Genomic DNA, 22,429 nt, shown 5'->3' with positions numbered 1-22,429 from the left:
CGCCGCCGCACCGACACCCCCGGCGGCCCAGGGCCCGCAGGCACCGGCGGCCCCGCAGCCCTTCCCGGGCACCCAGCAACCGCCGCCCCCGTCCATCCCCCAGCCCTCCCCGGCGGCCCAGGTGCCCAGGTCACCGTCCATCCCGCAGCCTTCGCCCGCGCCTCAGCCCTCCCCGGCCGCCCCCGCCCCCGCGGCCCCCTCGGTGCCCCACCAGGCGGGTGCCCCCGTCACCCCGCTGACCAGCGGGCCCGGTGGCGGGCAGGCCTCCTGGGCGCAGCAGGTGCACCAGCTGGCCGGGGGCGGCGACGAGCAGCCCGTGGCGCCGTGGAAGCCTCCGGTGGAGGACCCGTTCCAGGCCGCCGCCCGCCGGCAGGCCGCCGCCCGCCCCGCCGGACTCGGCAAGCGGCTCGCCGCGCGGCTGATCGACCTGCTGGCCATCGGCGCCGTGACGGCCGCCGCGGCGGTCCCGCTCGGCATCCGGGCCGTGGACCACGTCCAGCAGAAGATCGACGCCGCCCGGCTCTCCGGCCGCGAGGTCACGGTCTGGCTGCTCGACGGCACGACCGGTACCAGCCTCGGCATCGTCGTCGGCGTCCTGCTCCTGGCGGGTGTCCTGTACGAGGTGCTGCCCACGGTCAGGTGGGGCCGCACCCTCGGCAAGAAGCTGTGCGGTCTCCAGGTCCGGGACATCGAGGCGCACGAGCCCCCGGCGTTCGGCGCGGCGCTGCGCCGCTGGCTGGTCCTCAGCGTGCCCGGCCTGCTGGTCGTCGGGCTCGTGGGCGTGCTGTGGTGCCTGTTCGACCGGCCCTGGCACCAGTGCTGGCACGACAAGGCGGCCCACACCTTCGTGGCCGGCTGAGCGCGCGTACTCCGTCCGGCCGTCTGCCGGATGCGGAGCCGGGATCTTCGGGTTCCACTCGGGCCATGAGCAGCGAACCGCCCCCCGGCTCCGGAGAGCAGCCCCCCGAGGACGACCCCTTCAGGAAGCGGCCCCCGTCGGACCAGGGCTCGGGCTCGCCGTACGACGCCCCGTACGGCGGCGCCCAGCCCCCTCCGCCCGGCGGCGGCGAGGGCGGCCCCTACGGCGGCGGGCCGGGCGGTCCCTACGGCGGCGGCCCCTACGGCCCCGGCGGCTACCCCGCCGACCCGCTGGCCGGCATGCCCCCGCTCGCCGACAGCGGCAAGCGGACGCTCGCGCGCATCATCGACATGATCCTGGTCGGCGTCGTCGTGCTGCTGCTCACCTGGGCGGTCGGGGTGAGCGCGTACACGCTCGACAGTGAGCGCGCCCAGGTCGGCAGGTCCCTCGCCCAGTCCTTCATCGCGGCCGTGCTCTACATCGCGTACGACACCTTCATGATGACCAGGTCGGGGCAGACCCTCGGCAAGAAGTGGCTCGGTCTGCGGGTGGCCAACCTGGAGAACGGTGCCACGCCCTCCGTGCAGACCATGCTGATCCGCTCCCTGGTGCTGTGGGTGCCGTTCGCCTTCTGCTGCGCCTGCATCTGGACGGCGATCTCCGGCGGGTGGAGCTTCTTCGACAAGCCGTACAAACAGGGCCTGCACGACAAGGCGGCCAAGACGGTGGTGGTCAGCACCGGTTGAGCCACCCCACCGAAGGGTGCTCGTACGGCAGTGGCGGTCCCGGGAGGCCCGGAACCGCCACTGCCGCAGCTCTGCGTGCCGTGTCCCTGTCCGCTCACAGGGTCGTGGGGACGCGCTCCTCCTCCGCGACGGGCTCGGCGGGCGCCCGTTCCGCGCGCGCCCCGGGGACGGGGACCGTCAGGGCGACCAGCAGACCCAGCGCGAGTGCCGCGAGGGCGATGACGGCGACCCCGGGGCCCGAACTCGTCTGGGACAGCAGCAGCATGGCGAGCGTCGAGAAGATCACGGTGCAGGAACCGTAGGCGAGCTGTGCGGCGGTCGGACGAGGCATGGCAATCGTGTCCTCGGCAGTCTTCGGAAGTTGGGGGTGCCACTCTGTTGGCCTGCATGCCCGAGCGGGACGCCCGGTAAGCGTGACCTAACCCACGGTACCGGTGCACAGGGGGCGCATGGAGTCATCGTCCCGGCCAAACGGGCGTTCCCCTGCGCCCGTTGGCCGGGTGACACGCGTCCGTAAAGCGGACGTCACCTCCGCATAGTGCACTTGTCCTGCTCAAGTCAAGGTCTGTCTTTTCAGCTAAACCTCTAGTCAAATGTCGTCACTTGACTACACGCGTTGATCGTGCGCGCACGGATTCCTCCATGACCCGGAACCCTCTGTCCGTGTGCGCGGCGCGGGGGAGGAACTCAAGTGACCAGCAGATCCTGGACGTTCAGAGCGGCCGCCATCGGTGTGACGCTCGCGGCGGCCTCCGCCACGTTCGCCACCTTCGCCGTCGCGGAGGCGAGCACCCAGGCCCGGAACGCCGCCGCCAACCGGCACGACCCGGCTCCGGTGAAGCAGCGCGCGCACGACCTGGACGGCCCCCTGAGCAAGACCCAGGAGGCTCAGCGCAAGGAGGCCCTGAACCAGCTCATAGCGGGCAAGGCCACCGCGAAGGACCGCAACGGCTCCAAGGTCGTCGAGCTCAAGAGCCGCAAGGGCCAGAGCAAGTACGTCGAACTGAGCCGCGAGAAGACCGACAAGATCTTCACGATCCTGGTGGAGTTCGGGGACAAGACCGACCCCAAGTTCGGCGGCACCCCGGGCCCGCTGCACAACAAGATCGCCGCGCCGGACCGCAAGAAGGACAACTCGACGGCCTGGCAGAAGGACTACAACCAGAAGCACTACCAGGACCTCTACTTCGGCACCGGCAAGAAGACCGAGTCGCTGAAGAAGTACTACGAGAAGCAGTCCTCGGGCCGCTACTCCGTCTCCGGTGAGGTCACCGACTGGGTCAAGGTCCCCTACAACGAGGCCCGTTACGGCAACAACGCCTGCGGCGACACCAACTGCCCGAGCGTGTGGAACGTCGTCAGCGACGGCCTGAACGCCTGGGTCGCCCAGCAGAAGAAGGCCGGCCGCACCGACGCCGACATCAAGAAGGACCTCGCCAAGTACGACCAGTGGGACCGGTACGACTACGACGGCGACGGCAACTTCAACGAGCCGGACGGCTACGTCGACCACTTCCAGATCGTGCACGCCGGTGAGGACGAGTCCGCCGGCGGCGGCGCCGAGGGCGAGAACGCGATCTGGGCCCACCGCTGGTACGCCTTCGGCACCGACGCCGGCGCCACCGGCCCCGAGAACAACAAGCTCGGCGGCACGCAGGTCGGCGACACCGGCATCTGGGTCGGCGACTACACCATCCAGCCGGAGAACGGCGGCCTCGGCGTCTTCGCCCACGAGTACGGCCACGACCTCGGCCTGCCGGACGAGTACGACACCGCCGGCGGCGACAACTCCACCGGCTTCTGGACGCTGATGTCCTCCGGCTCCTGGCTCGGCACCGGCAAGGAGTCCATCGGCGACCTGCCGGGCGACATGAACGCCTGGGACAAGCTCCAGCTGGGCTGGCTCAACTACGACACCGCCAAGGCCGGCAAGCAGTCCACGCACAAGCTGGGCGTCGCCGAGTACAACACCTGGGACAAGCAGGCCCTCGTGGTGACCCTGCCGGACAAGGCGGTCACCACCACCATCACCGAGCCGGCGCAGGGCGCCACCCAGTGGTGGAGCGGCAGCGGCAACAACCTGAAGAACACGCTGACCCGTTCGGTGGACCTGACCGGCAAGTCCTCCGCGAGCCTGACCCTGGACGGCTGGTGGGCCACCGAGGCCGGTTACGACTACGTCTACACCGAGGTCTCGACCGACGGCGGCGCCAACTGGACCGCGCTGGACGGCACGGCCGACGGCCAGGCCCTGCCGAAGGACGCCAGCGGCAAGCCGGCGCTGAGCGGCTTCTCGCAGACGCACAAGAAGCTGGTGTTCCCCCTCGACGCCTACGCGGGCAAGAAGATCGACCTGCGCTTCCGTTACGCCACCGACGGCGGTGTCGCGGAGAACGGCTTCACGGCCGACGAGATCGCCGTGACCGCCGACGGCACCCCGCTGTTCTCGGACAACGCCGAGACCGCGGACGCCGGTTGGACCGCGGACGGCTTCTCCCGCATCGGCGCGTCCTTCACCAAGGACTACAAGCAGTACTACATCGCCGAGAACCGGCAGTACGTGTCGTACGACAAGACGCTGAAGACCGGCCCGTACAACTTCGGCTTCGCGTCGCGCCCGGACTGGGTGGAGCACTACCCGTACCAGAACGGCCTGCTGATCTGGAAGTGGGACACCTCCCAGGCGGACAACAACACGAACTCCGCGAACGGCCACCCGGGCACCGGTCTGATCCTGCCGGTCGACTCGCACCCGAAGGCGCTGAAGTGGACCGACGGCACGCTGGTGCGCAACCGCATCCAGGCCTACGACTCGCCGTTCAGCCTCTACGCCACGGACGGCATCACCCTGCACAAGGCCGACGTCGCGCTGAAGATCAAGGGCTCGAAGGGCGTCCGGGTCTTCAACGACCACACCAGCACCTACTACGACCCGTCGAACCCGACGGGCGGGGTGAAGGTCACTGACACCAACACCAAGATCACGATCGTCAAGGAGGCCAAGGACGGCTCCACGATCCAGCTCAAGGTCGGCCCCGCGGTGAAGTAGTCCGCATCACCGCAGGTCACAGGCGTATCGGCGGCAACCCCTTGGCGGGTTGCCGCCGGTCGTGTTTAGGTGCGTCCTGTGGACCGCTTATTGACACCGACCGGAACGGGGATGTGACCGCATGGCCGCTGGAGGCTTCTGCAAGCTGCCGAACGGCACGGTGGTGGTGGCGCTGAACCTGCCCTACGGCTCCCCCGGGGTGCGGGTTCTCGTGCACGCCCAGAACCGCGCCCGGGCCCTGACCAGGCTCCGGAACCTGGGCCTGCGGGCGATCTACCTGCGGGGGAACGCCGAGCCTCCGACGCCGGACGAGATCACGGCGGTCCTGCACCATCCCGACGGCCTGATATGGCGCACGGCCCCCGCCGACAACGGTGTCATCGTGAACGAGCTGTGGCACCCGATCCGCGCGCTGCTGCGCGGACCGGCGGTGGTGCGGTGACGACAGGGCCTAGCCGCTCACCACGGGCTTGCCGGTGAGCTCCACGCCCGCTTCCCGGAGCTCCTCCAGGGCGCGCTCGGTGGTCTCGCCCGCCACCCCGGCGGTCAGATCCAGGAGGACCTGGGTGCGGAAGCCCTCCCGCGCGGCGTCCAGGGCCGTGGCCCGTACGCAGTGGTCCGTGGCGATGCCCACCACGTCCACCTCCGTGATCTCCCGGGCGCGCAGCCAGTCGGCGAGGGGGACGCCGTTCTCGTCGGTGCCCTCGAAGCCGCTGTACGCGGCCGCGTACGCACCCTTGTCGAACACGGCGTCCACCGCGCCGGAGGCGACGGCCGGGGCGAAGTTCGGGTGGAAGCCCACGCCCTCCGTGCCCGCGACGCAGTGCGCGGGCCAGGAGCGGACGTAGTCGGGGTTGTCCGCGAAGTGGCCGCCGGGCGCGATGTGGTGGTCGCGGGTGGCCACCACATGCCGGTACCCGGTGCCCGCCGCCTGGCCGATCAGCTCGGTGATGGCGGCGGCCACGTCGGCACCGCCGGCCACCGCGAGGCTGCCTCCCTCGCAGAAGTCGTTCTGCACGTCTACGACGATCAAGGCGCGGCGCATGGTGGGTGTCCTTCGACTGAGAGTGAAGTAACTGAGCCTAGAGAATTCCGGGCTCCTGCGGGAGGGGGCGTCGAGGGGCGGACGGGGGTCCCGCTCTAGCTACCCGAGCGCCCGTGGACGTACTCCGTCGGAATGACGGGTTCCCCCCTGGACAGCTGAGTAGCGGAGAGCGGCAGGTTCGCGCGGGCCGCGATGTGGCGGTCCCGGGGCACGTCCAGCGGCTCCCGGGCGACGATCTCGCCGCCCTTGACCAGCTGCACCAGCAGCTGCCGGTCGGCCAGCTCGGCCGGGACCGGCCCGGTGCCGACGACCTCGGCCTCCGCGACCCCGTCCGCGTCCAGCCGGCGCGCCGCCCACTTGCGGCCCCCGACGGACGTCTTGCCGCCGCTGGACTTCTTCGCGACCGGCAGCAGCGGCGCCTTCGGGTCGGCGGACTCGGCGCGGGCGACCAGCTTGTAGACCATGGAGGAGGTCGGGTGTCCGGAGCCGGTCACCAGCTGGGTGCCGACGCCGTAGGCGTCCACCGGCGCGGCGGCCAGTGAGGCGATGGCGTACTCGTCCAGGTCGGAGGTCACGATGATCTTCGTGTCGGTCGCGCCCAGCTCGTCCAGCTGCTGGCGCACCCGGTGGGCCACCAGCAGCAGGTCGCCGGAGTCGATGCGGACCGCGCCCAGCTCGGGGCCGGCCACCTCCACCGCCGTGCGGACGGCCTCGGCGACGTCGTAGGTGTCCACCAGGAGGGTCGTGCCCCGGCCGAGGGTGTCGACCTGGGCCCGGAAGGCGTCCCGCTCGCGGTCGTGGAGCAGGGTGAAGGCGTGGGCGGAGGTGCCGACGGTCGGGATGCCGTAGCGGAAGCCGGCGGCCAGGTCGGAGGTGGTCGCGAAGCCGCCGACGTAGGCGGCGCGGGCGGCGGCCACCGCGGCCAGCTCGTGGGTGCGGCGGGCGCCCATCTCGATCAGCGGGCGGTCGCCGGCGGCGGAGGCCATCCGGGAGGCGGCGGCGGCGATGGCGGAGTCGTGGTTGAGGATGGAGAGGATCACGGTCTCCAGCAGGACGCACTCGGCGAAGCTGCCCTCGACGCGCATGATCGGCGATCCCGGGAAGTACACCTCGCCCTCGGGGTAGCCCCAGATGTCCCCGCCGAAGCGGTAGTCGGCGAGCCACCGCAGGGTCTCCTCGTCGACGATGTCCCGCTCGCGCAGGAAGCCGAGGACGCCCGAGTCGAAGCGGAAGTTCTCCACCGCGTCCAGGACGCGGCCGGTGCCGGCCACCACGCCGTAGCGGCGCCCGTCCGGCAGCCGGCGGGTGAAGACCTCGAACACGCTCCGCCGTTCGGCCGTACCGGCCTTCAGGGCGGCGCGCAGCATCGTCAGCTCGTACTGGTCCGTGAAGAGCGCTGTCGAGGGAACGTCCACCGGCAGCCCAAGGTCCGCTGTGTTCATGACGAGGAATCGTACTCCCTTTTCGTCGGTGTGACGATTTATGGGGGCCGTGGCAGCATGGGCTGTGTGACGTCACCCGCGCCCGTAGAGATCGAACGCACCGAGTCGGCGGAGGAGGTCTTCGCCGTACCCGAGCCCGACGTCCCCTGGGTCACGATCGTGCACAACGACCCGGTCAACCTCATGAGCTATGTGACCTACGTCTTCCAGACGTACTTCGGCTACTCCAAGGACAAGGCCACCAAGCTCATGCTCGACGTCCACCACAAGGGCCGGGCGGTCGTCTCCAGCGGGACCCGCGAGGAGATGGAGCGCGACGTGCAGGCGATGCACGGCTACGGTCTGTGGGCCACCCTCCAGCAGGACCGGAAGTAAACGCACGCAGATGCCCGGACACTTCGAACCGCTCCCCGGCGGCGGCGCGGCCGTCGCCCTCGACGACGTCGAGATCTCCATCATCCGGTCGCTGGCCGTCCAGCTCCTGGAGCTCATCGGCCCGGGACCCGGCGCCGACGCCCCGGACGACCCGCTCGCCGAGCTGTTCGCGGACGGGCCGAGCGAGCCGCCCGCCGACCCGGTGCTCCGCAGGCTCTTCCCGGACGCCTACAGCGACCCTGAGGAACCCCCCGCCTCGCCGGCCGAGGCCGAGGAGCGACGGGCGCACTCCGCCGAGTTCCGCCGCTTCACCGAGAACGACCTGCGCGCCGGCAAGCGGGAGAACGCGCTCGCGGTGATCCGCAGCCTGGACGCGCTGGCCCCGGTCGACGAGGGCGGGGCGGTGCTCAAGCTGTCCCCGCAGGAGTCCCGGCAGTGGCTCGGCGCCCTCAACGACCTGCGGCTGGCGATCGGGTCCCGGCTGGAGATCACCGACGAGGACGACACCGACCTGCTCTACCGGCTCCCGGACGAGGACCCGCGCAAGCCGATGGTGATGGCGTACCTGTGGCTCGGCGGGCTCCAGGAGACCCTGGTGACCACCCTGATGCCGTAGTTCGTACGGTTTTGCCCACGCGGAAGTGTTCGCTCAGAGGACGCTCAAATCCGGATAACGATCCCGTCACCTTTGTGGCCGGATTTGCCGCATTCGAGCGCTCTTTGTCCGCTTTTACCTGTGTGATGCGCCACATCGCGCCCCTGTGATCAATATTGCGGCCGTGATAAATCTTCACGACCGCCCGGCCGACACCACCCACGTTCGGCCGGGTGCGCCACCGAGCCGACGACCGTCGGCCAGGCAGACAACTCCATCATCCGGGGGGATCGAGACCCGATCCGAGGCCGACGAAAGGCCCGGGTCGGCATGGAGAAAGGCGCACCACACATGACCTCTGAGAAGGTCACCACCGCCCCTGAGGAGGGGTACGAGCGCGGGCTCGGCAGCCGTCAGGTCCAGATGATCGCCATCGGCGGCGCCATCGGCGTCGGGCTCTTCCTGGGAGCCGGGGCGAACATCGCCAAGGCCGGTCCCAGCCTCATCCTGATGTACGCCCTCGCCGGCGTGATCATCTTCTTCATCATGCGGGCCCTGGGCGAACTGCTGCTCTACCGCCCGGTCTCCGGCTCCTTCGCCGAGTACTCCCGGGAGTTCCTCGGCCCGTTCTTCGGTTACTTCACCGGCTGGACGTACTGGCTGATGTGGGTCGTGACCGGCATGGCCGAGCTGACGGCCGCCGCGATCTACGTCCACTACTGGTTCCCGGCCATCCCGCAGTGGGTGACGGCCCTGGTCTTCCTGGTCGTCCTGTTCGTGGCCAACCTGATCTCGGTGAAGCTGTTCGGCGAGATCGAGTTCTGGTTCTCCATGGTCAAGGTCACCGCCCTGATCGGCATGATCGTGATCGGCCTCGGTGTGCTCACCTTCGGCTTCAGCGCCGCCGGTGACACCGCGCACGTGGCGAACCTGTGGCAGTTCGACGGCTTCTTCCCCAAGGGCATCGGCTCCTCGCTGATGACGCTCCAGGGCGTGATGTTCGCCTACCTCGCCGTCGAGCTGGTCGGCGTCACCGCCGGCGAGTCGGAGAACCCGGAGAAGACCCTCCCGAAGGCCATCAACACGCTGCCCTGGCGCATCGCGCTGTTCTACGTCGGTGCCCTCACCGTCATCCTGTGCGTGGTGAAGTGGACCGAGTTCGCGCCGGGCGTCAGCCCCTTCGTGAAGGCGTTCGCGGTCATCGGCATCCCGGCCGGCGCGGGCATCGTCAACTTCGTGGTGCTCACCGCGGCGCTGTCGTCCTGCAACTCGGGCATGTACTCCACCGGCCGCATGCTGCGCACCCTCGCCGACAACGGCGAGGCCCCGCGGGTCTTCTCGAAGCTGTCGGCCAGCAAGACCCCCGCGCTCGGCATCACCGTCTCGGTGCTGTTCATGGGCATCGGCGTGGTCCTGAACTACGTCGTCCCGGAGAAGGCCTTCGGCTACGTCACCTCCGTCGCCACCGCGGCCGGCATCTGGACCTGGCTGATGATCCTGATCAGCCACGTCATGTACCGCCGCGCGGTCGACGCCGGCCGGCTGCCCACCAGCTCCTTCCCGGCGCCCGGCGGCGCGGTGTGCTCGTACATCGCCATCGCCTTCCTGCTCTTCGTCACCGGCCTGATCGCCTACGACGCCGACTCCCGCGTCTGCCTGTACGTGATGGCGGTCTGGGCGGTCGCCCTCGGCATCGGCTGGCTGGTGCTGAAGTCCCGGACGCCGTCCATCGCGGACCGCCGCGAGCCGGAGTTCGAGAAGGTGGGCTGACCACCGGAAAGACACCAGGGAAGGCCCCGGAGGACCCCGGGGACGACCCCGGAAGACCCTCCGGAAAGGACGTCCGGCCGCCGGGAGCTCTCGTGGCGCCCCCGGCGGCCGCCGCTCAGGACGTCCGCCATGTGGGCCGTCCCGTACCACCCCTCGGTACGGGACGGCCCCTCTGCTTATCCTGACCCCCATGCTGACCATCACCCAGGCGCTCTACGACCAGATCGTCGCCCACGCGCGCGAGGACCACCCCGACGAGGCGTGCGGCGTGGTCGCCGGGCCGGTGGGCTCCGGCCGCCCCGAGCGCTTCATCCCGATGCTCAACGCGGCCCGCTCGCCCACCTTCTACGAGTTCGACTCGCAGGACCTGCTCAAGCTCTACCGCGAGCTGGACGACCGCGACGAGGAGCCGGTGATCATCTACCACTCCCACACCGCGACCGAGGCGTACCCCTCCCGGACCGACATCAGCTACGCCAACGAGCCCGGCGCGCACTACGTCCTGGTGTCCACCGCCGACACCGACGGCGTCGGAGAGTTCCAGTTCCGCTCCTTCCGCATCCTGGAAGGGGAGGTCACCGAGGAGGAGGTCAAGGTCGTCGAGGCGTACTGATCTCAGCACCCGGGCGGATTTCGTCCGGGATGTGGAATCACACTCCGGGATCCGGACCGGGAATCGATACGATGAGCCCATGGTTCTGAACGACGTGAGCGAGAAGGCGCCGGGCACGCTGCTCGTGGCGCGGCTGCACGTCGATCTGTGCAGGCTGAACAGCGCCATCTGTTGACGTTCCCCGCCGCCGTACGGCCGTGAGCCGCGGCGTGCCCCGCCGCGCGCCCACACCTTCCGACACTTCCTGACAGGAGCCCGCAACCATGGCCATCGAGGTCCGCATCCCCACCATCCTCCGCCAGTACACCGACGGTCAGAAGGCGGTGGAGGGCAACGGGAGCACCCTCGCCGAGCTGTTCGCCGACCTGGAGTCGCGGCACGCGGGCATCCAGGCCCGCATCGTGGACGGCGACCAGCTGCGCCGCTTCGTCAACGTGTACCTCAACGACGAGGACGTCCGCTTCCTGGACGGCATCAACACCAAGCTGTCCGACGGCGACAACGTCACGATCCTGCCGGCCGTCGCCGGCGGCATGCGCTGATCGGTCGCTGACCAGCGATGCGCTACGACTCCCCGCTGGCCGCGGTGGGCAACACCCCTCTGGTGCGCCTGCCGCGGCTTTCGCCGGCCCCGGACGTCCGGATCTGGGCGAAGCTGGAGGACCGCAACCCCACCGGCTCGGTCAAGGACCGGCCCGCCCTGCACATGATCGAGCAGGCGGAGAAGGACGGCCGGCTGACCCCGGGCTGCACGATCCTCGAACCCACCTCCGGCAACACCGGCATCTCCCTCGCCATGGCGGCCAAGCTCAAGGGCTACCGGATGGTGTGCGTGATGCCGGAGAACACCTCCCAGGAGCGCCGGGACCTGCTCGGCATGTGGGGCGCCGAGATCATCTCCTCGCCGGCCGCCGGCGGCTCCAACACCGCCGTGCGCGTCGCCAAGGAACTGGCCGCCGAGCACCCCGACTGGGTGATGCTCTACCAGTACGGCAACCCGGACAACGCGGGCGCCCACTACGCCACCACCGGCCCCGAGATCCTCGCCGACCTCCCGTCGATCACCCACTTCGTCGCGGGCCTCGGCACCACCGGCACCCTCATGGGTGTCGGCCGCTATCTGCGCGAGCACAAGCCGGGCGTCCAGATCGTCGCCGCCGAACCGCGCTACGACGACCTGGTCTACGGCCTGCGCAACCTCGACGAGGGCTTCGTCCCCGAGCTGTACGACGCCTCCGTCCTGACCACCCGGTTCTCGGTCGGCTCGGCCGACGCGGTCACCCGCACCCGCGAACTCCTCCAGCAGGAGGGCATCTTCGCGGGCGTCTCCACCGGCGCCGCCCTGCACGCGGCGATCGGCGTCGGCCGGAAGGCCGTCAAGGCGGGCGAGAGCGCCGACATCGTCTTCATCGTGGCCGACGGCGGCTGGAAGTACCTGTCCACCGGCGTGTACACGGCGGCCACGACGGAAGAGGCCATCGCGACACTCCAGGGCCAGCTCTGGGCCTGAGGGGCTGTCCGGCGCATGCCCGCCGTGTCGGACAGGCCCTGGCGGCGGATCCGCGCGCGCCGGTGGTACGTCACATCCGTACCAGGACTCCGGCAGAAAGGCGGACCCCATGCGCCGTACGACGCTCCTCGCCCCCGCGGCGGCAGCGCTGCTCCTCGCGGGCTGCGGCTCCCAGCAGGACACCGGGAGCAGCGACAAGGTGTCGGCGCCGGCCGGCACCGGCACGCCGTCGCCCACCCGGTCCGCCGGCGACTGCACCGGCCACGTGGAGCTGACGGCCGCCGATCACGGCCGTACCGTCTGCGTGACTGAGGGCGGCGAGGTCCGGCTGACCCTGGACGGCACCCGGGCGCGCCCCTGGAAACCGGTCGCCGCGAGCGGTACGGGCCTGAAGGCCATCAACGCGGGCTTCGTACTCCAGCCGGGTGACGCCACCGCCGCGTACCAGGCGGTGGCCGCCGGCACGGTGAGGCTCACGTCGTCCCGCCCGCTGTGCGCCCAGCCGACCGCACCGGGCCAGGTCTCCTGCCAGGGCATCGAGGACTGGACGGTCACCGTGCGCGTGCGCTGAGGCGTCTTCAACCCGCCAGGTGCCGTACCTGGTCCCACAGGACCGGGTCGACCACGCCCACCCGGCGGCGGAAGCCGTCCACCGGGACCTCGCGCAGCTCGTCGGTCTCCAGGAAGCTGGGTCGCCCCTGGGCGTCGCCGACCGCGCCCGGCGGCAGCGGGATCACCCCGCAGCGCTCGTCGTGGTACTTGCTGGTGATCTTCGCGACGGTGGCCCGGTCGCCGCGCACGGCCAGCACCAGGCAGGGCCGGTCCCTGGCCTCGGCCCGGTCCTCGTAGGGGACCTGCGCCCACCAGATGTCGCCCGGGGCCGGCCGTGCGGCGTGTGCCGTCCGCGGGCCCGGCCGTCCCGGGGGCCGCAGGCGTCGTCCGCCGGGCCGGTGCCCGCGGCCCCAGCCGTCGACGAGCGTGGCGACCAGCGCGAGCAGTACCACCGCCGCGAGCGCCAGCCACCAGGACGTGTCCATACGACGACGTTACCGGCGCGCGCCGAACATCGCGCGCCCTCTTTCCATCTTGTGCGCCCCGCATCCAGCCGAAGCGGTGACAGCACAGGTGAGTTCGCCCACAACGGCCCCTGGCGGAGGAGCGACCCGCGCTTTTGCGCCTTACGCTCGACGGACCGCACGACCCCCGACAGCCCCCGCCCCGCAAGGGGTTTACGTCCCGCCCACCGGATACCCGCCAACGGAGGTTTCTGCTTCATGAAGCTCACCGTCGTCGGCTGCTCGGGGTCGTTCCCGTCCGCGGAATCGGCCTGTTCGAGCTACCTCGTCGAGGCCGACGGCTTCCGGCTGCTCCTCGACATGGGCAACGGCGCCCTCGGCGAGTTGCAGCGCCACTGCGGTCTCTACGACCTCGACGCGATCTTCCTCAGCCATCTGCACGCCGATCACTGCATCGACATGCTCGGGTACTTCGTGGCGCGCTACTACCGCCACGACGGCGGTCGCTGCGACCCCATCCCGGTCTACGGCCCCGAGGGCACCGAGCACCGCCTGACCACGGCCTACGCGGACACCCCCTCCGCCTCCTCGATGAGCGAGGTCTTCGACTTCCACACGGTCAAGCCGTCCACGTTCGAGATCGGCCCGTTCACCGTGCACACCGAGCGGGTCCGCCACCCCGTGGAGGCGTACGGCATCCGCGTCGAGCACGGCGGGAAGTCCCTGACGTACTCCGGCGACACGGGCGTCACCGCGGCGCTGGACGAGCTGGCCCGGGACACCGACCTGTTCCTGTGCGAGGCCGCGTTCACGCACGGCAAGGAGAGCATTCCCGACCTGCACCTCAACGGCAGGGAGGCGGGGCAGACGGCGGCCCGCGCGGGCGCGCGGCGGCTCGTCCTCACCCACATCCCGCCGTGGACCGACCCCGGGGTGAACCTGCGGGACGCCCGTGAGGTGTTCACCGGGCCGGTGCACCTGGCCGCGCCGCGACAGACGTACGAGATCTGACGCCCCACGCAGACGAAGAGGCCCCCGGAGCCGGAGCTCCGGGGGCCTGTTCACGCCGTGGCGGCCGGCCTCACGCCTTGGCCAGGTCCTCGACCTCGTCCTCGGGCTCACGGCCCGGGGTCTTCAGGTCGAACTTGAGGATGGCGAACCGGAAGGTCACGTAGTAGATCACGCCGAAGACGAGACCGACCGGGATGATCAGCCACGGCTTGGTCGCCAGGTGCCAGTTGAGGACGTAGTCGATCAGCCCGGCGGAGAAGTTGAACCCGGCGTGCGCGCCCAGGCCCCACGTGACCGCCATCGACACCGCGGTGAGCACGGCGTGCAGGACGTAGAGCAGCGGTGCGACGAACATGAAGGAGAACTCGATCGGCTCGGTGACGCCGGTGACGAAGGAGGTCAGCGCGAGCGAGACCATCATGCCGAGCACCGCCTTGCGGCGCTCGGGACGGGCGCAGTGGGCGATGGCGAGCGCGGCGGCCGGCAGACCGAACATCATGATCGGGAAGAAACCGGTCTGGAAGAGACCGGCGGACGGGTCACCGGCGAGGAACCGGGTGATGTCGCCGTGCACGATCTCGCCCGAGGCGTTCTTGAAGTCGCCGAGCTGGAACCACGCCACGGTGTTGACGAACTGGTGCATGCCGACCGGGATGAGGGCGCGGTTCACCGCGCCGAACAGGGCCGCGCCGCCCGCCCCGAGACCGGTCATCCACTCGCCGAAGTGCGCGATGCCGTCGCCGATCGGCTCCCAGACGAGGCCGAAGAAGACGCCCAGCACGATGCCGACGAAGGCCGTGATGATCGGCACGAGCCGGCGGCCGTTGAAGAAGCCGAGCCAGTCGACGAGCTTCGTGCGGTGGAACCGCTGCCACAGCACGGCCGCGAGCAGGCCCATGATGATGCCGCCGAGGACGCCGGGGTCGTTGTACGTCGCCTCGACGATCTTGCCCTTTTCGATGTGCTGCTCGGTCAGCGGGAAGGCCTGGAGGACCTTGCTGTAGACGAGGAAGCCGACCACCGCGGCGAGGGCCGTGGAACCGTCGGACTTCTTGGCGAAGCCGATGGCCACACCTATGCAGAACAGCAGCGGCAGGGAGCCGGTGAGCGCGCCGCCCGCGTTGTTGAACACGGCGGCGACCTTGTCCCAGCCCAGGCCGTCCTTGCCGAAGATGTCGGGCTGGCCGAGGCGGACCATGATGCCCGCCGCGGGCAGCACGGCGATCGGGAGCTGTAGGCTGCGACCGACCTTCTGCAAGCCTTGGAACAGGCCTGCTCCCCGCTTCTTCCCCGGCTTGGCCGCCGGGGCCGCCGTCTCGGTGGCGGTGCTCATACTTCCTCCATCGGGCAAGGCGCCGCCCGGGAACCATGGAAGGGGACGGCAGCGTCTCTGGTCTACACCACCTGTGGTGTAGACCTGTTGTAGCACGATGAAGGCGGCATAAGGAACCCGCGGATCCGCTACCGCGGCACTACGCGCTGTGTGCTCTCCGACCGGTGTCCGCCCTCAGACCTTGGTGACGTCCTCCACCTCCTCCGCCGGCTCCCGCCCCGGCGTCCTGAGGTCGAACCGGGTGATCGCGACGCGGAAGACCAGGTAGTACACGGCCGCGAAGCACAGGCCGATCGGGATGATCGCCCACGGTCTCGTCGCCAGGTTCCAGTTGATCACGTAGTCGATCAGCCCCGCGGAGAAGCTGAACCCGTCGTGCACCCCGAGCGCCCAGGTCACCGCCATCGAGACACCGGTCAGCACCGCGTGGACGGCGTACAGCGCGGGCGCGATGAACAGGAAGGAGTACTCCAGCGGCTCGGTGATGCCGGTCACGAACGAGGTCAGCGCGACCGAGAGCATCAGGCCCCCCACCTCCTTGCGCCGCTCCGGCCGCGCGCAGTGCGTGATGGCCAGCGCCGCGGCCGGCAGCGCGAACATCATGATCGGGAAGAAGCCCGAGGTGAACTGGCCGGCGTCCGGGTCCCCGGCGAGGAACATGTTGATGTCGCCGTGCACGGGCTTGCCGCCCGGCGGCGTGTACGTGCCGAACTGGAACCAGATGGGCACGTTCAGGAACTGGTGCAGGCCGATCACGAGAAGCGCCCGGTTGGCGACGCCGAAGACACCGGCACCCCAGGCGCCCGCGTCCCGCAGCCAGTGGCTGAAGCTCTCCAGCGCGTCGCCGACCGGCGGCCAGACCCACAGGCACAGCGCCGCGAACGCGATGCCCACGAACGCCATGATGATCGGCACCAGCCGGCGGCCGTTGAAGAAGCCCAGCCAGTCCACCAGCCGCGTGCGGTGGTACCGCGCCCAGAAGAAAGCCGCGAGCAGCCCCATCACGATGCCGCCGAACACCCCGGGGTTCTGGAACGTGAACGGCGTCACCGAACCCACCCCCGCGCCGGAACTCACCTGGCAGCCCACGTCCGCCACCGCCGTGGACCCGCCCGGACACCGCTGCGGGAACTGGTGCAGGACGCTGTAGTAGACGAGGAAGCCGACCACCGCCGCCAGCGCCGTCGAGCCGTCCGCCTTCTTCGCCATCCCGATCGCGACCCCCACGCAGAACAGCAGGGGCAGGCCGAGCGAGCCGTCGAGCAGGGCGCCGCCCGCGCCCTTCATCACCTTCGAGACGCCGGTCCAGCCCAGACCGGCGGACCCGAACACATCGGGCTGGCCGAGCCGGTTCAGGATGCCCGCCGCCGGCAGCACCGCGATGGGGAGCTGGAGGCTGCGGCCCATCTTCTGCAGGCCCTGGAAGGTGCGGTTCCAGCGGGCGCGGACGGGGCTGACCGTGCTCTCGGCGCTCATGGGTTTGGCGACCTCCCCCACGGTGGTGTAGACCAGTCGGCGGACGGTTCCGCTGTCGTGATCGCCATCATTCGGCACGGACGGCATGACCGCTCGCGAAGATGGGCCAACTGTGGGTTACTGCGACAAAGCGGTTCGGAGCAGGGAGAAGGAACATGGCCAGCAAGGCTGAGAAGATCGTCGCCGGGCTCGGTGGCATCGACAACATCGAGGAGATCGAGGGCTGCATCACCCGGCTGCGCACCGAGGTGTCCGACCCCGCTCTGGTCGACGAGGCCGCCCTGAAGGCCGCCGGCGCCCACGGCGTCGTCAAGATGGGCACGGCCATCCAGGTCGTCATCGGCACCGACGCCGACCCGATCGCCGCGGAGATCGAAGACATGATGTGAGCCGCACCGGTTCACCCCCAAGGGGCTCTTCCCGACGCCGGAGGAGCCCCTTCCTCCTGTGCGGCTAGGCTCATCGCCATGTCTCGCATCGACGGCCGTACTCCCGAACAGCTCCGCACCGTCACCATCGAACGCGGATGGAGCAAGCACGCCGAGGGCTCCGTCCTCGTCTCCTTCGGCGACACCAAGGTCTTCTGCACCGCCTCCGTCACCGAGGGCGTCCCGCGCTGGCGCAAGGGCAGCGGCGAGGGCTGGGTCACCGCGGAGTACGCCATGCTGCCCCGCGCCACCAACACCCGCGGCGACCGCGAGTCCGTCAAGGGCAAGATCGGCGGCCGCACCCACGAGATCTCCCGGCTCATCGGCCGCTCCCTGCGCGCCGTCATCGACTACAAGGCGCTCGGCGAGAACACCATCGTCCTCGACTGCGACGTCCTCCAGGCCGACGGCGGCACGCGTACGGCGGCCATCACCGGCGCCTACGTCGCGCTGGCCGACGCCGTCGCCTGGGCCCAGGGCAAGAAGCTGATCAAGGCCGGCCGGCAGCCGCTCACCGGCACCGTGAGCGCCGTCTCCGTGGGCATCGTCGGCGGGGTCCCGCTGCTCGACCTCTGCTACGAGGAGGACGTCCGCGCCGACACCGACATGAACGTCGTCTGCACCGGCGACGGCCGCTTCGTCGAGGTCCAGGGCACCGCGGAGGCCGCGCCGTTCGCCCGCGAGGAACTCGACGCCCTGCTCGACCTCGCCGTCACCGGCTGCCGCGAACTGGCCGTGATCCAGCAGGCGGCACTGGCGGCCACGCGCGCGTAAAGAAGTCCCCAAGGCCGAGGGGCAACCCGGCCGACCCCGGCGGCGTCCCAGTGGGTACGGGCGCACGCTCACCGGCGTGCGCCCGGCCAGCCGTACCAGGGGAGGGACACCACCATGGCCGCCAGACGACGCCGACTCACCGTTGTCGCCGCCGTAGCGACCGCCGCGCTCGCCGCCGGCCTCACGACCGGCTGCGACGCCGTGGACAAGGCGCTGGACTGCGTGCAGACCGCCGACACCATCGCCGACAACGTCACCGACCTCCAGCAGGCCGTTGAGAACGCGGCGAACGACCCCTCCCAGGCCGACGAGTCGCTCGACTCCATCGAGAGGAGTCTGCGGAAGATCGGCGACAAGACGGACAACACCGATGTCAACAAGGCCGTGGACGACCTGGACAAGGCGGTCGGCAACGTGCGTACGGCCATCCGGAACGGCGACGAGACACCGGACGTCAGCCCGGTGACGGACGCGGCGGGAGAGCTGACCAAGGTCTGCACGTCGTAGGGGAGCGCCCCCGGCGCCGGCCGCCCGTCGCCGAGGGCCCGCTACGGCTAACCGCGCAGTTCGCCGCGCCCCTTCGGAGCGCGCTCGCGCTGTGCCTTCAGGCGTTTGCGCTCCCCCCGCGGGAGTTTGCGCGCCACGCCCACGCCGCCCCAGAACGCGACACCGCCGATGATCACGCGGGGAGCGCCCGGGTCGGGCGGGCCGTCGTCCCGCGGGTGCTCGAAGCCGCCCATCACGCCGATGCCGCGTACGACGACCTCGACGCCGGGCGGCACGATCACCTGGACCCCACCCATGATCGCCACGCAGTGGATCTCGACCTCGCCGGCCGCGAAGTTCGCCTCCCGCAGGTCGATGTCGCCGCCGCCCATGAAGGCGAAGCACGAGAACCGCCTCGGCACCGTCCAGCGGCCCCTGCGCTCGAACCCCGACAGGATCGCCACCGCGCCCGTCGAGGACCCCTCGCCGCCGGTGATCCGCCCCGCCCAACCGCCGCCGGCCGCCGGGTCCTTGACGAAGGAGACGGCACGGGCCGGCGCGCCGGCGCCCGGCACCGGCAGGTCGCGGGTCAGCGGCGCCAGCTCGCCGTACGTCCGCGCCTTGTAGGCCGCCTCCAGCCGCTCGTCGAACTCCTCCATGTCGAGCCGCCCCTCGGCCAGGGCGTCCCGCAGGACCTCGGCGACCCGGTCACGGTCGGCGTCGGACGCACGGAGGTCCGGGGCTGCGTCGTCGCTCATGCCGGCAGCCTACGAGACCGCCTTCTCGGCGTACATCCTGGCGATGACGGCCTCGATGTCCGGCTCCCGCACCGACAGGTCCACCAGCGGGTACCGGGCGGCCAGATCCGCGACGACCGGCGCCGCCGACTGCCCCGCAGGGAACGCCAGCCACTGCCGGGGGCCCTCCACCCGCACCACCCGCGCCGACGGCACCTGAACCGGCGGCAACTCCCGCTCCAGGTCCACCACCAGCGTCCGCTCGCTCTCGCCGACCTCGTGCAGCCCCGCGAGCGGGCCGTCGTACACCAGCCGCCCCTGGTCGATCACCATCACCCGGTTGCACAACTGCTCGATGTCCTGGAGGTCGTGCGTGGTGAGCAGCACCGTCGTGCCGCGCTCGGCGTTCACCTGCCGCAGGAACTCCCGCACCCTGGCCTTCGACACGACGTCCAGGCCGATCGTCGGCTCGTCCAGGTACAGCACGTCCGGGTCGTGCAGCAGCGCCGCCGCGATGTCGCCGCGCATCCGCTGCCCCAGCGACAGCTGCCGCACCGGTACGTCCAACAGGGCGCCCAGGTCCAGCAGTTCCACCAGACGGTCGAGGTTCTCGCGGTAACGGGCGTCCGGGATGCGGTACATGCGGTGCGCCAGCCGGTAGGAGTCGACCAGCGGCAGGTCCCACCAGAGCGTGGTCCGCTGCCCGAACACCACCCCGATCCGGTGCGCGAGCCGCGACCGCTCCCGCGCCGGATCGATGCCCGCCACCCGCAGCCGCCCGGCACTCGGCGTCAGGATGCCGGTCAGCATCTTGATCGTGGTCGACTTCCCGGCGCCGTTCGGCCCGATGTACCCGACCATCTCACCGCGCGCCACGGTGAACGAGAGCGCGTCCACCGCCCGCACCTCGCGCCGCTCCCGCCGCAGGAACCCGGTCCTGCGGCGCACCTCGAAGACCTTCTCGACCCCCTCCAGTGCGATGAAGTCGTCCCCCGCGACGCGGTCGTCCCCCGCGGCGCCGCCGTCCCCTGCGATGAAGTCACTCACGCTAGCTCCCTGTACTGCGGTACGAACGAAGTCCCGCCCGCCAGGCCAGCCCCGCGAGCGCACAGCAGGCGACCGCCACCAGCGGGGGAGTGAACGCGCTCCACTCCGGCAGCCCCAGCGGATACGGCCGCCCCAGCACGTACGTCGCGGGCAGCCAGTTGACGAAGGCCAGCGGCAGCACGAAGGTCACCCCCCGCACCAGCTCCTTCGCGAACACCGTCGGCGGATACTGGAGCAGCGTCGTACCGCCGTAGGTGAACGCGTTCTGCACCTCCGAGGCGTCCTGCGCCACGAACTGGAACGCCGCGCCCGCCACGAACACCGCGCAGAAGATGCCGCAGCCGCTCACCACCATCACCGGCATCAGCAGCAGCCTGCCCGCCGTCCAGTCGATGTCCACCCGGGTCAGCGACCAGCCCAGCACCAGCGACCCCTGCGTCACCCGGCCCAGCCGCCTGAGCGCGAACCGGTCGGCCGCCACCTGCGCCAGCACCGGCGCCGGCCGCACCAGCAGGGTGTCCAGCGTGCCGTCCCGGACCCGCCGGCCCAGCCGGTCCATCGACCCGATCACCAGGTCCGCCAGCCCGAAGGAGGCGGCGGACAGGCCGTACAGGAACGCCACCTCGGGCAACGGATAGCCGCCCAGGGCGTCCACCCGCGAGAACATCAGCATGATCGCGACGAAGTCGAGGAAGGTCGCCGCGAAGTTCCCGAACGTCGTCATGGCGAACGACGCGCGGTAGGCCATCGTGGAACGCACCCACATCCCCGCGATCAGCCGGTACGCCCGCACGCCCTCGGCCAGCCGGCGGGCCGGCCCCAGGACCTGGCTCTCAGCCACCCTGCACCACCACCCGCCGCGCCGCCGCCGACTGCACCAGCCGCCCGGCCCCCAGCAGCGCCACCGCCCACGCCGCCTGGAAGAGATAGGTGGGCAACGGGTCCGCGTGCCCCAGCAGGATGTCCGCCGGGGCCTGCAACAGGGACGACCAGGGCAGGACCCGGACGACGTCACCGAGCGCGCCCGGGAACACGTTCAGCGGCAGCAGCATGCCCGAGCAGAAGAAGCCCAGCAGCCACGCCATCTGCGCCACACCGGTGCCGTCCAGCAGCCAGAACGCGCTCAGCGCCACCAGGTAGCGGATGCCGAAGCCGACCAGCATGGCGAGGACGACGGCGACCAGGAACGCCGCCCAGGTGCCGGCGTCCGACGGCAGGTACACCGGGAAGCACAGCGCGCCGAACACGAACGGGACCACGCCGCGGCCCAGCAGCTGGAAGCACGCCCGGCCGAGATCCGCCGCCAGCCACCACAACTGCAGATCCACGGGCCGGTACAGGTCGATCGCCACGTCCCCCGTACGGATGCGTTCCATCAACTCGTCCTCGACGCCGCCGCCCCCGATGGCGAGGGTCGACAAGAACGCCTGCCCCAGCCAGACGTACGTCACGGCCTGCGCCTGGTCGTACCCGCCGAGACGCGGCCTCTCCTCCCACAAGGCGCGGTACGTGTAGACGAGGATGATCCCGAAGACGGTGTTCGTGAACACCCCTGCCGCAGTGGCGGCCCGGTAGGTCGCGTACCGTCTGAATCCCCCTGTCGCCACGGCCGCGTACAACCGTCCCGCGCCCACGCCAGTCGACCTCCTCGGACCGCTCGACACCGAAGCGCAGGAGCCTAGTCCGGAGGCCCGGCGGCCGGCCACGCGATTTCCGGTCGGAAGCGTGCTGGAATCCGGGAACGGAACGCCAGGTGCGAGAGTCTTCAAACAGGGGGAGCGCAGAAGCGTACGAGGCGTACGGGAACGTACGACGCGAAACAGGAGTCCGTGCACGACATGAGCGACGAGCCGCAGCCGCAGCAGCCGAACGAAGGCGTGGCACCGGAAAAGCCGCTGCCGGCTGAAGGCCCCGGAAACCCGGGAGGCCGCGAACCCAGCAGCGCACCATCGGATCCCGCGGGGGGCACCAGGAGCGACACCGGTGCACGCGCCGGGGGCCCCGGCAGGGGCGACGGCGGTGAGCGCGCCGAGAGCGCAGGCAGGGGCAGCGAGGGCGGGCGCACCCAGGACGCCGGGAGCGGCGACGGCGGCGTGCGGGCCGAGGGCGCTTCCGGG

Annotated in this window: 25 protein-coding genes and 2 pseudogenes; 17 read left to right on the top strand and 10 right to left on the bottom strand. The window is 70.7% G+C overall.

Annotated elements, in window-relative coordinates; all coding sequences use genetic code 11:
- Positions 1–859 (top strand): RDD family protein (locus ABZV94_RS31140; RefSeq protein ID WP_356346263.1); only part of this gene is annotated, 859 nt, incomplete at its 5' end.
- A 65-nt stretch (positions 860–924) separates the two neighbouring features.
- A complete protein-coding gene (locus ABZV94_RS31135) occupies positions 925–1,605 on the top strand; it encodes an RDD family protein (RefSeq protein ID WP_356346261.1) in 681 nt (226 codons plus the stop codon).
- 94 nt (positions 1,606–1,699) lie between these two features.
- Here ABZV94_RS31135 and ABZV94_RS31130 read toward each other — a convergent pair whose 3' ends face one another.
- Positions 1,700–1,936 carry a hypothetical protein gene (locus tag ABZV94_RS31130; RefSeq protein ID WP_356346259.1) on the bottom strand — a complete coding sequence of 79 codons (237 nt, stop codon included), beginning with the start codon at positions 1,934–1,936 and terminating at the stop codon, positions 1,700–1,702.
- A gap of 360 nt (positions 1,937–2,296) precedes the next feature.
- Here ABZV94_RS31130 and ABZV94_RS31125 point away from each other — a divergent pair, with 360 nt between their 5' ends.
- Positions 2,297–4,654 carry an immune inhibitor A domain-containing protein gene (locus tag ABZV94_RS31125; RefSeq protein WP_356346257.1) on the top strand — a complete coding sequence of 786 codons (2,358 nt, stop codon included), beginning with the start codon at positions 2,297–2,299 and terminating at the stop codon, positions 4,652–4,654.
- Between the two features lie 121 nt (positions 4,655–4,775).
- Positions 4,776–5,096 (top strand): hypothetical protein, encoded by a 321-nt coding sequence (locus ABZV94_RS31120; RefSeq protein ID WP_356346255.1) that lies wholly within the window; start codon positions 4,776–4,778, stop codon positions 5,094–5,096.
- A 9-nt stretch (positions 5,097–5,105) separates the two neighbouring features.
- Here ABZV94_RS31120 and ABZV94_RS31115 read toward each other — a convergent pair whose 3' ends face one another.
- Both ABZV94_RS31115 and ABZV94_RS31110 read right to left on the bottom strand, forming a co-directional pair.
- A complete protein-coding gene (locus ABZV94_RS31115) occupies positions 5,106–5,699 on the bottom strand; it encodes an isochorismatase family protein (protein ID WP_014672996.1) in 594 nt (197 codons plus the stop codon).
- A 95-nt stretch (positions 5,700–5,794) separates the two neighbouring features.
- The gene (locus ABZV94_RS31110; protein ID WP_356346253.1) at positions 5,795–7,141 is read right to left on the bottom strand and encodes a nicotinate phosphoribosyltransferase; all 1,347 of its coding nucleotides are present in this window, start codon (positions 7,139–7,141) and stop codon (positions 5,795–5,797) included.
- Between the two features lie 57 nt (positions 7,142–7,198).
- Here ABZV94_RS31110 and clpS point away from each other — a divergent pair, with 57 nt between their 5' ends.
- From clpS to ABZV94_RS31070, 8 genes are all read left to right on the top strand, one after another.
- Entirely contained in the window at positions 7,199–7,516 is a 318-nt protein-coding gene (gene clpS / locus ABZV94_RS31105) for an ATP-dependent Clp protease adapter ClpS (protein WP_188290919.1), read from the top strand.
- A 10-nt stretch (positions 7,517–7,526) separates the two neighbouring features.
- Positions 7,527–8,132: a DUF2017 domain-containing protein gene (locus ABZV94_RS31100; RefSeq protein ID WP_356346251.1), complete on the top strand. Its 606-nt coding sequence runs from the start codon at positions 7,527–7,529 to the stop codon at positions 8,130–8,132.
- A gap of 330 nt (positions 8,133–8,462) precedes the next feature.
- Complete coding sequence (locus ABZV94_RS31095) at positions 8,463–9,881, top strand: amino acid permease (RefSeq protein ID WP_356346249.1); 1,419 nt, start codon at positions 8,463–8,465, stop codon at positions 9,879–9,881.
- A gap of 190 nt (positions 9,882–10,071) precedes the next feature.
- The gene (locus tag ABZV94_RS31090) at positions 10,072–10,494 is read left to right on the top strand and encodes a M67 family metallopeptidase (protein WP_356346247.1); all 423 of its coding nucleotides are present in this window, start codon (positions 10,072–10,074) and stop codon (positions 10,492–10,494) included.
- A 79-nt stretch (positions 10,495–10,573) separates the two neighbouring features.
- On the top strand, positions 10,574–10,669 hold the full coding sequence (locus tag ABZV94_RS31085) for a putative leader peptide (RefSeq protein WP_309550412.1): 96 nt from the start codon (positions 10,574–10,576) through the stop codon (positions 10,667–10,669).
- 88 nt (positions 10,670–10,757) lie between these two features.
- Entirely contained in the window at positions 10,758–11,036 is a 279-nt protein-coding gene (locus ABZV94_RS31080) for a MoaD/ThiS family protein (RefSeq protein ID WP_014672988.1), read from the top strand.
- Positions 11,037–11,053: 17 nt separating this feature from the next.
- Positions 11,054–12,004 (top strand): cysteine synthase, encoded by a 951-nt coding sequence (locus tag ABZV94_RS31075; RefSeq protein ID WP_356346245.1) that lies wholly within the window; start codon positions 11,054–11,056, stop codon positions 12,002–12,004.
- A 109-nt stretch (positions 12,005–12,113) separates the two neighbouring features.
- Positions 12,114–12,575, top strand: coding sequence for a hypothetical protein (locus ABZV94_RS31070; protein ID WP_356346243.1), 462 nt, complete (start codon positions 12,114–12,116; stop codon positions 12,573–12,575).
- Between the two features lie 7 nt (positions 12,576–12,582).
- Here ABZV94_RS31070 and ABZV94_RS31065 read toward each other — a convergent pair whose 3' ends face one another.
- Positions 12,583–13,041 carry a type II toxin-antitoxin system PemK/MazF family toxin gene (locus tag ABZV94_RS31065; protein ID WP_356346241.1) on the bottom strand — a complete coding sequence of 153 codons (459 nt, stop codon included), beginning with the start codon at positions 13,039–13,041 and terminating at the stop codon, positions 12,583–12,585.
- A gap of 237 nt (positions 13,042–13,278) precedes the next feature.
- On the opposite strand from ABZV94_RS31065, the gene ABZV94_RS31060 reads away from it, so the two are divergent.
- On the top strand, positions 13,279–14,031 hold the full coding sequence (locus ABZV94_RS31060) for an MBL fold metallo-hydrolase (protein ID WP_356346239.1): 753 nt from the start codon (positions 13,279–13,281) through the stop codon (positions 14,029–14,031).
- A gap of 70 nt (positions 14,032–14,101) precedes the next feature.
- Here the strand turns inward: ABZV94_RS31060 and ABZV94_RS31055 are convergent, their stop codons facing one another.
- On the bottom strand, positions 14,102–15,364 hold the full coding sequence (locus ABZV94_RS31055) for a PTS transporter subunit EIIC (RefSeq protein ID WP_356346238.1): 1,263 nt from the start codon (positions 15,362–15,364) through the stop codon (positions 14,102–14,104).
- A gap of 174 nt (positions 15,365–15,538) precedes the next feature.
- Entirely contained in the window at positions 15,539–16,840 is a 1,302-nt protein-coding gene (locus tag ABZV94_RS31050; RefSeq protein ID WP_356346236.1) for a PTS transporter subunit EIIC, read from the bottom strand.
- A 155-nt stretch (positions 16,841–16,995) separates the two neighbouring features.
- Between ABZV94_RS31050 and ABZV94_RS31045 the strand changes: the two genes are divergently transcribed.
- From ABZV94_RS31045 to ABZV94_RS31035, 3 genes are all read left to right on the top strand, one after another.
- Positions 16,996–17,229, top strand: coding sequence for a glucose PTS transporter subunit EIIB (locus ABZV94_RS31045; RefSeq protein WP_014672981.1), 234 nt, complete (start codon positions 16,996–16,998; stop codon positions 17,227–17,229).
- A 78-nt stretch (positions 17,230–17,307) separates the two neighbouring features.
- On the top strand, positions 17,308–18,042 hold the full coding sequence (rph, locus tag ABZV94_RS31040; protein WP_356346234.1) for a ribonuclease PH: 735 nt from the start codon (positions 17,308–17,310) through the stop codon (positions 18,040–18,042).
- A 114-nt stretch (positions 18,043–18,156) separates the two neighbouring features.
- Positions 18,157–18,549 (top strand): hypothetical protein, encoded by a 393-nt coding sequence (locus ABZV94_RS31035; RefSeq protein ID WP_356346232.1) that lies wholly within the window; start codon positions 18,157–18,159, stop codon positions 18,547–18,549.
- Between the two features lie 80 nt (positions 18,550–18,629).
- Here ABZV94_RS31035 and ABZV94_RS31030 read toward each other — a convergent pair.
- The 4 genes and pseudogenes from ABZV94_RS31030 to ABZV94_RS31015 form a co-directional block, all read right to left on the bottom strand.
- Positions 18,630–19,286, bottom strand: a pseudogene (locus tag ABZV94_RS31030) (DUF1707 domain-containing protein); the annotation flags it as partial.
- 9 nt (positions 19,287–19,295) lie between these two features.
- Positions 19,296–20,300, bottom strand: a complete 1,005-nt coding sequence (locus ABZV94_RS31025; protein ID WP_356346265.1) for an ATP-binding cassette domain-containing protein — start codon at positions 20,298–20,300, stop codon at positions 19,296–19,298.
- Positions 20,301–20,313: 13 nt separating this feature from the next.
- Positions 20,314–21,153, bottom strand: a complete 840-nt coding sequence (locus tag ABZV94_RS31020) for an ABC transporter permease (RefSeq protein WP_356346230.1) — start codon at positions 21,151–21,153, stop codon at positions 20,314–20,316.
- The gene (locus ABZV94_RS31015) at positions 21,146–21,946 is read right to left on the bottom strand and encodes an ABC-2 family transporter protein (protein WP_356346228.1); all 801 of its coding nucleotides are present in this window, start codon (positions 21,944–21,946) and stop codon (positions 21,146–21,148) included. The genes ABZV94_RS31020 and ABZV94_RS31015 overlap by 8 nt, the downstream gene beginning before the upstream one ends.
- Before the next feature lie 204 nt (positions 21,947–22,150).
- Between ABZV94_RS31015 and ABZV94_RS31010 the strand changes: the two are divergent.
- Positions 22,151–22,429: pseudogene (locus ABZV94_RS31010) on the top strand (hypothetical protein); the annotation flags it as partial.

Source organism: Streptomyces sp. NPDC004658 (assembly GCF_040609555.1).
Taxonomy (GTDB): Bacteria; Actinomycetota; Actinomycetes; order Streptomycetales; family Streptomycetaceae; genus Streptomyces.
Note: the sequence above shows the minus strand (reverse complement) of the source record. Positions and strands in the feature narration are given on the sequence as shown.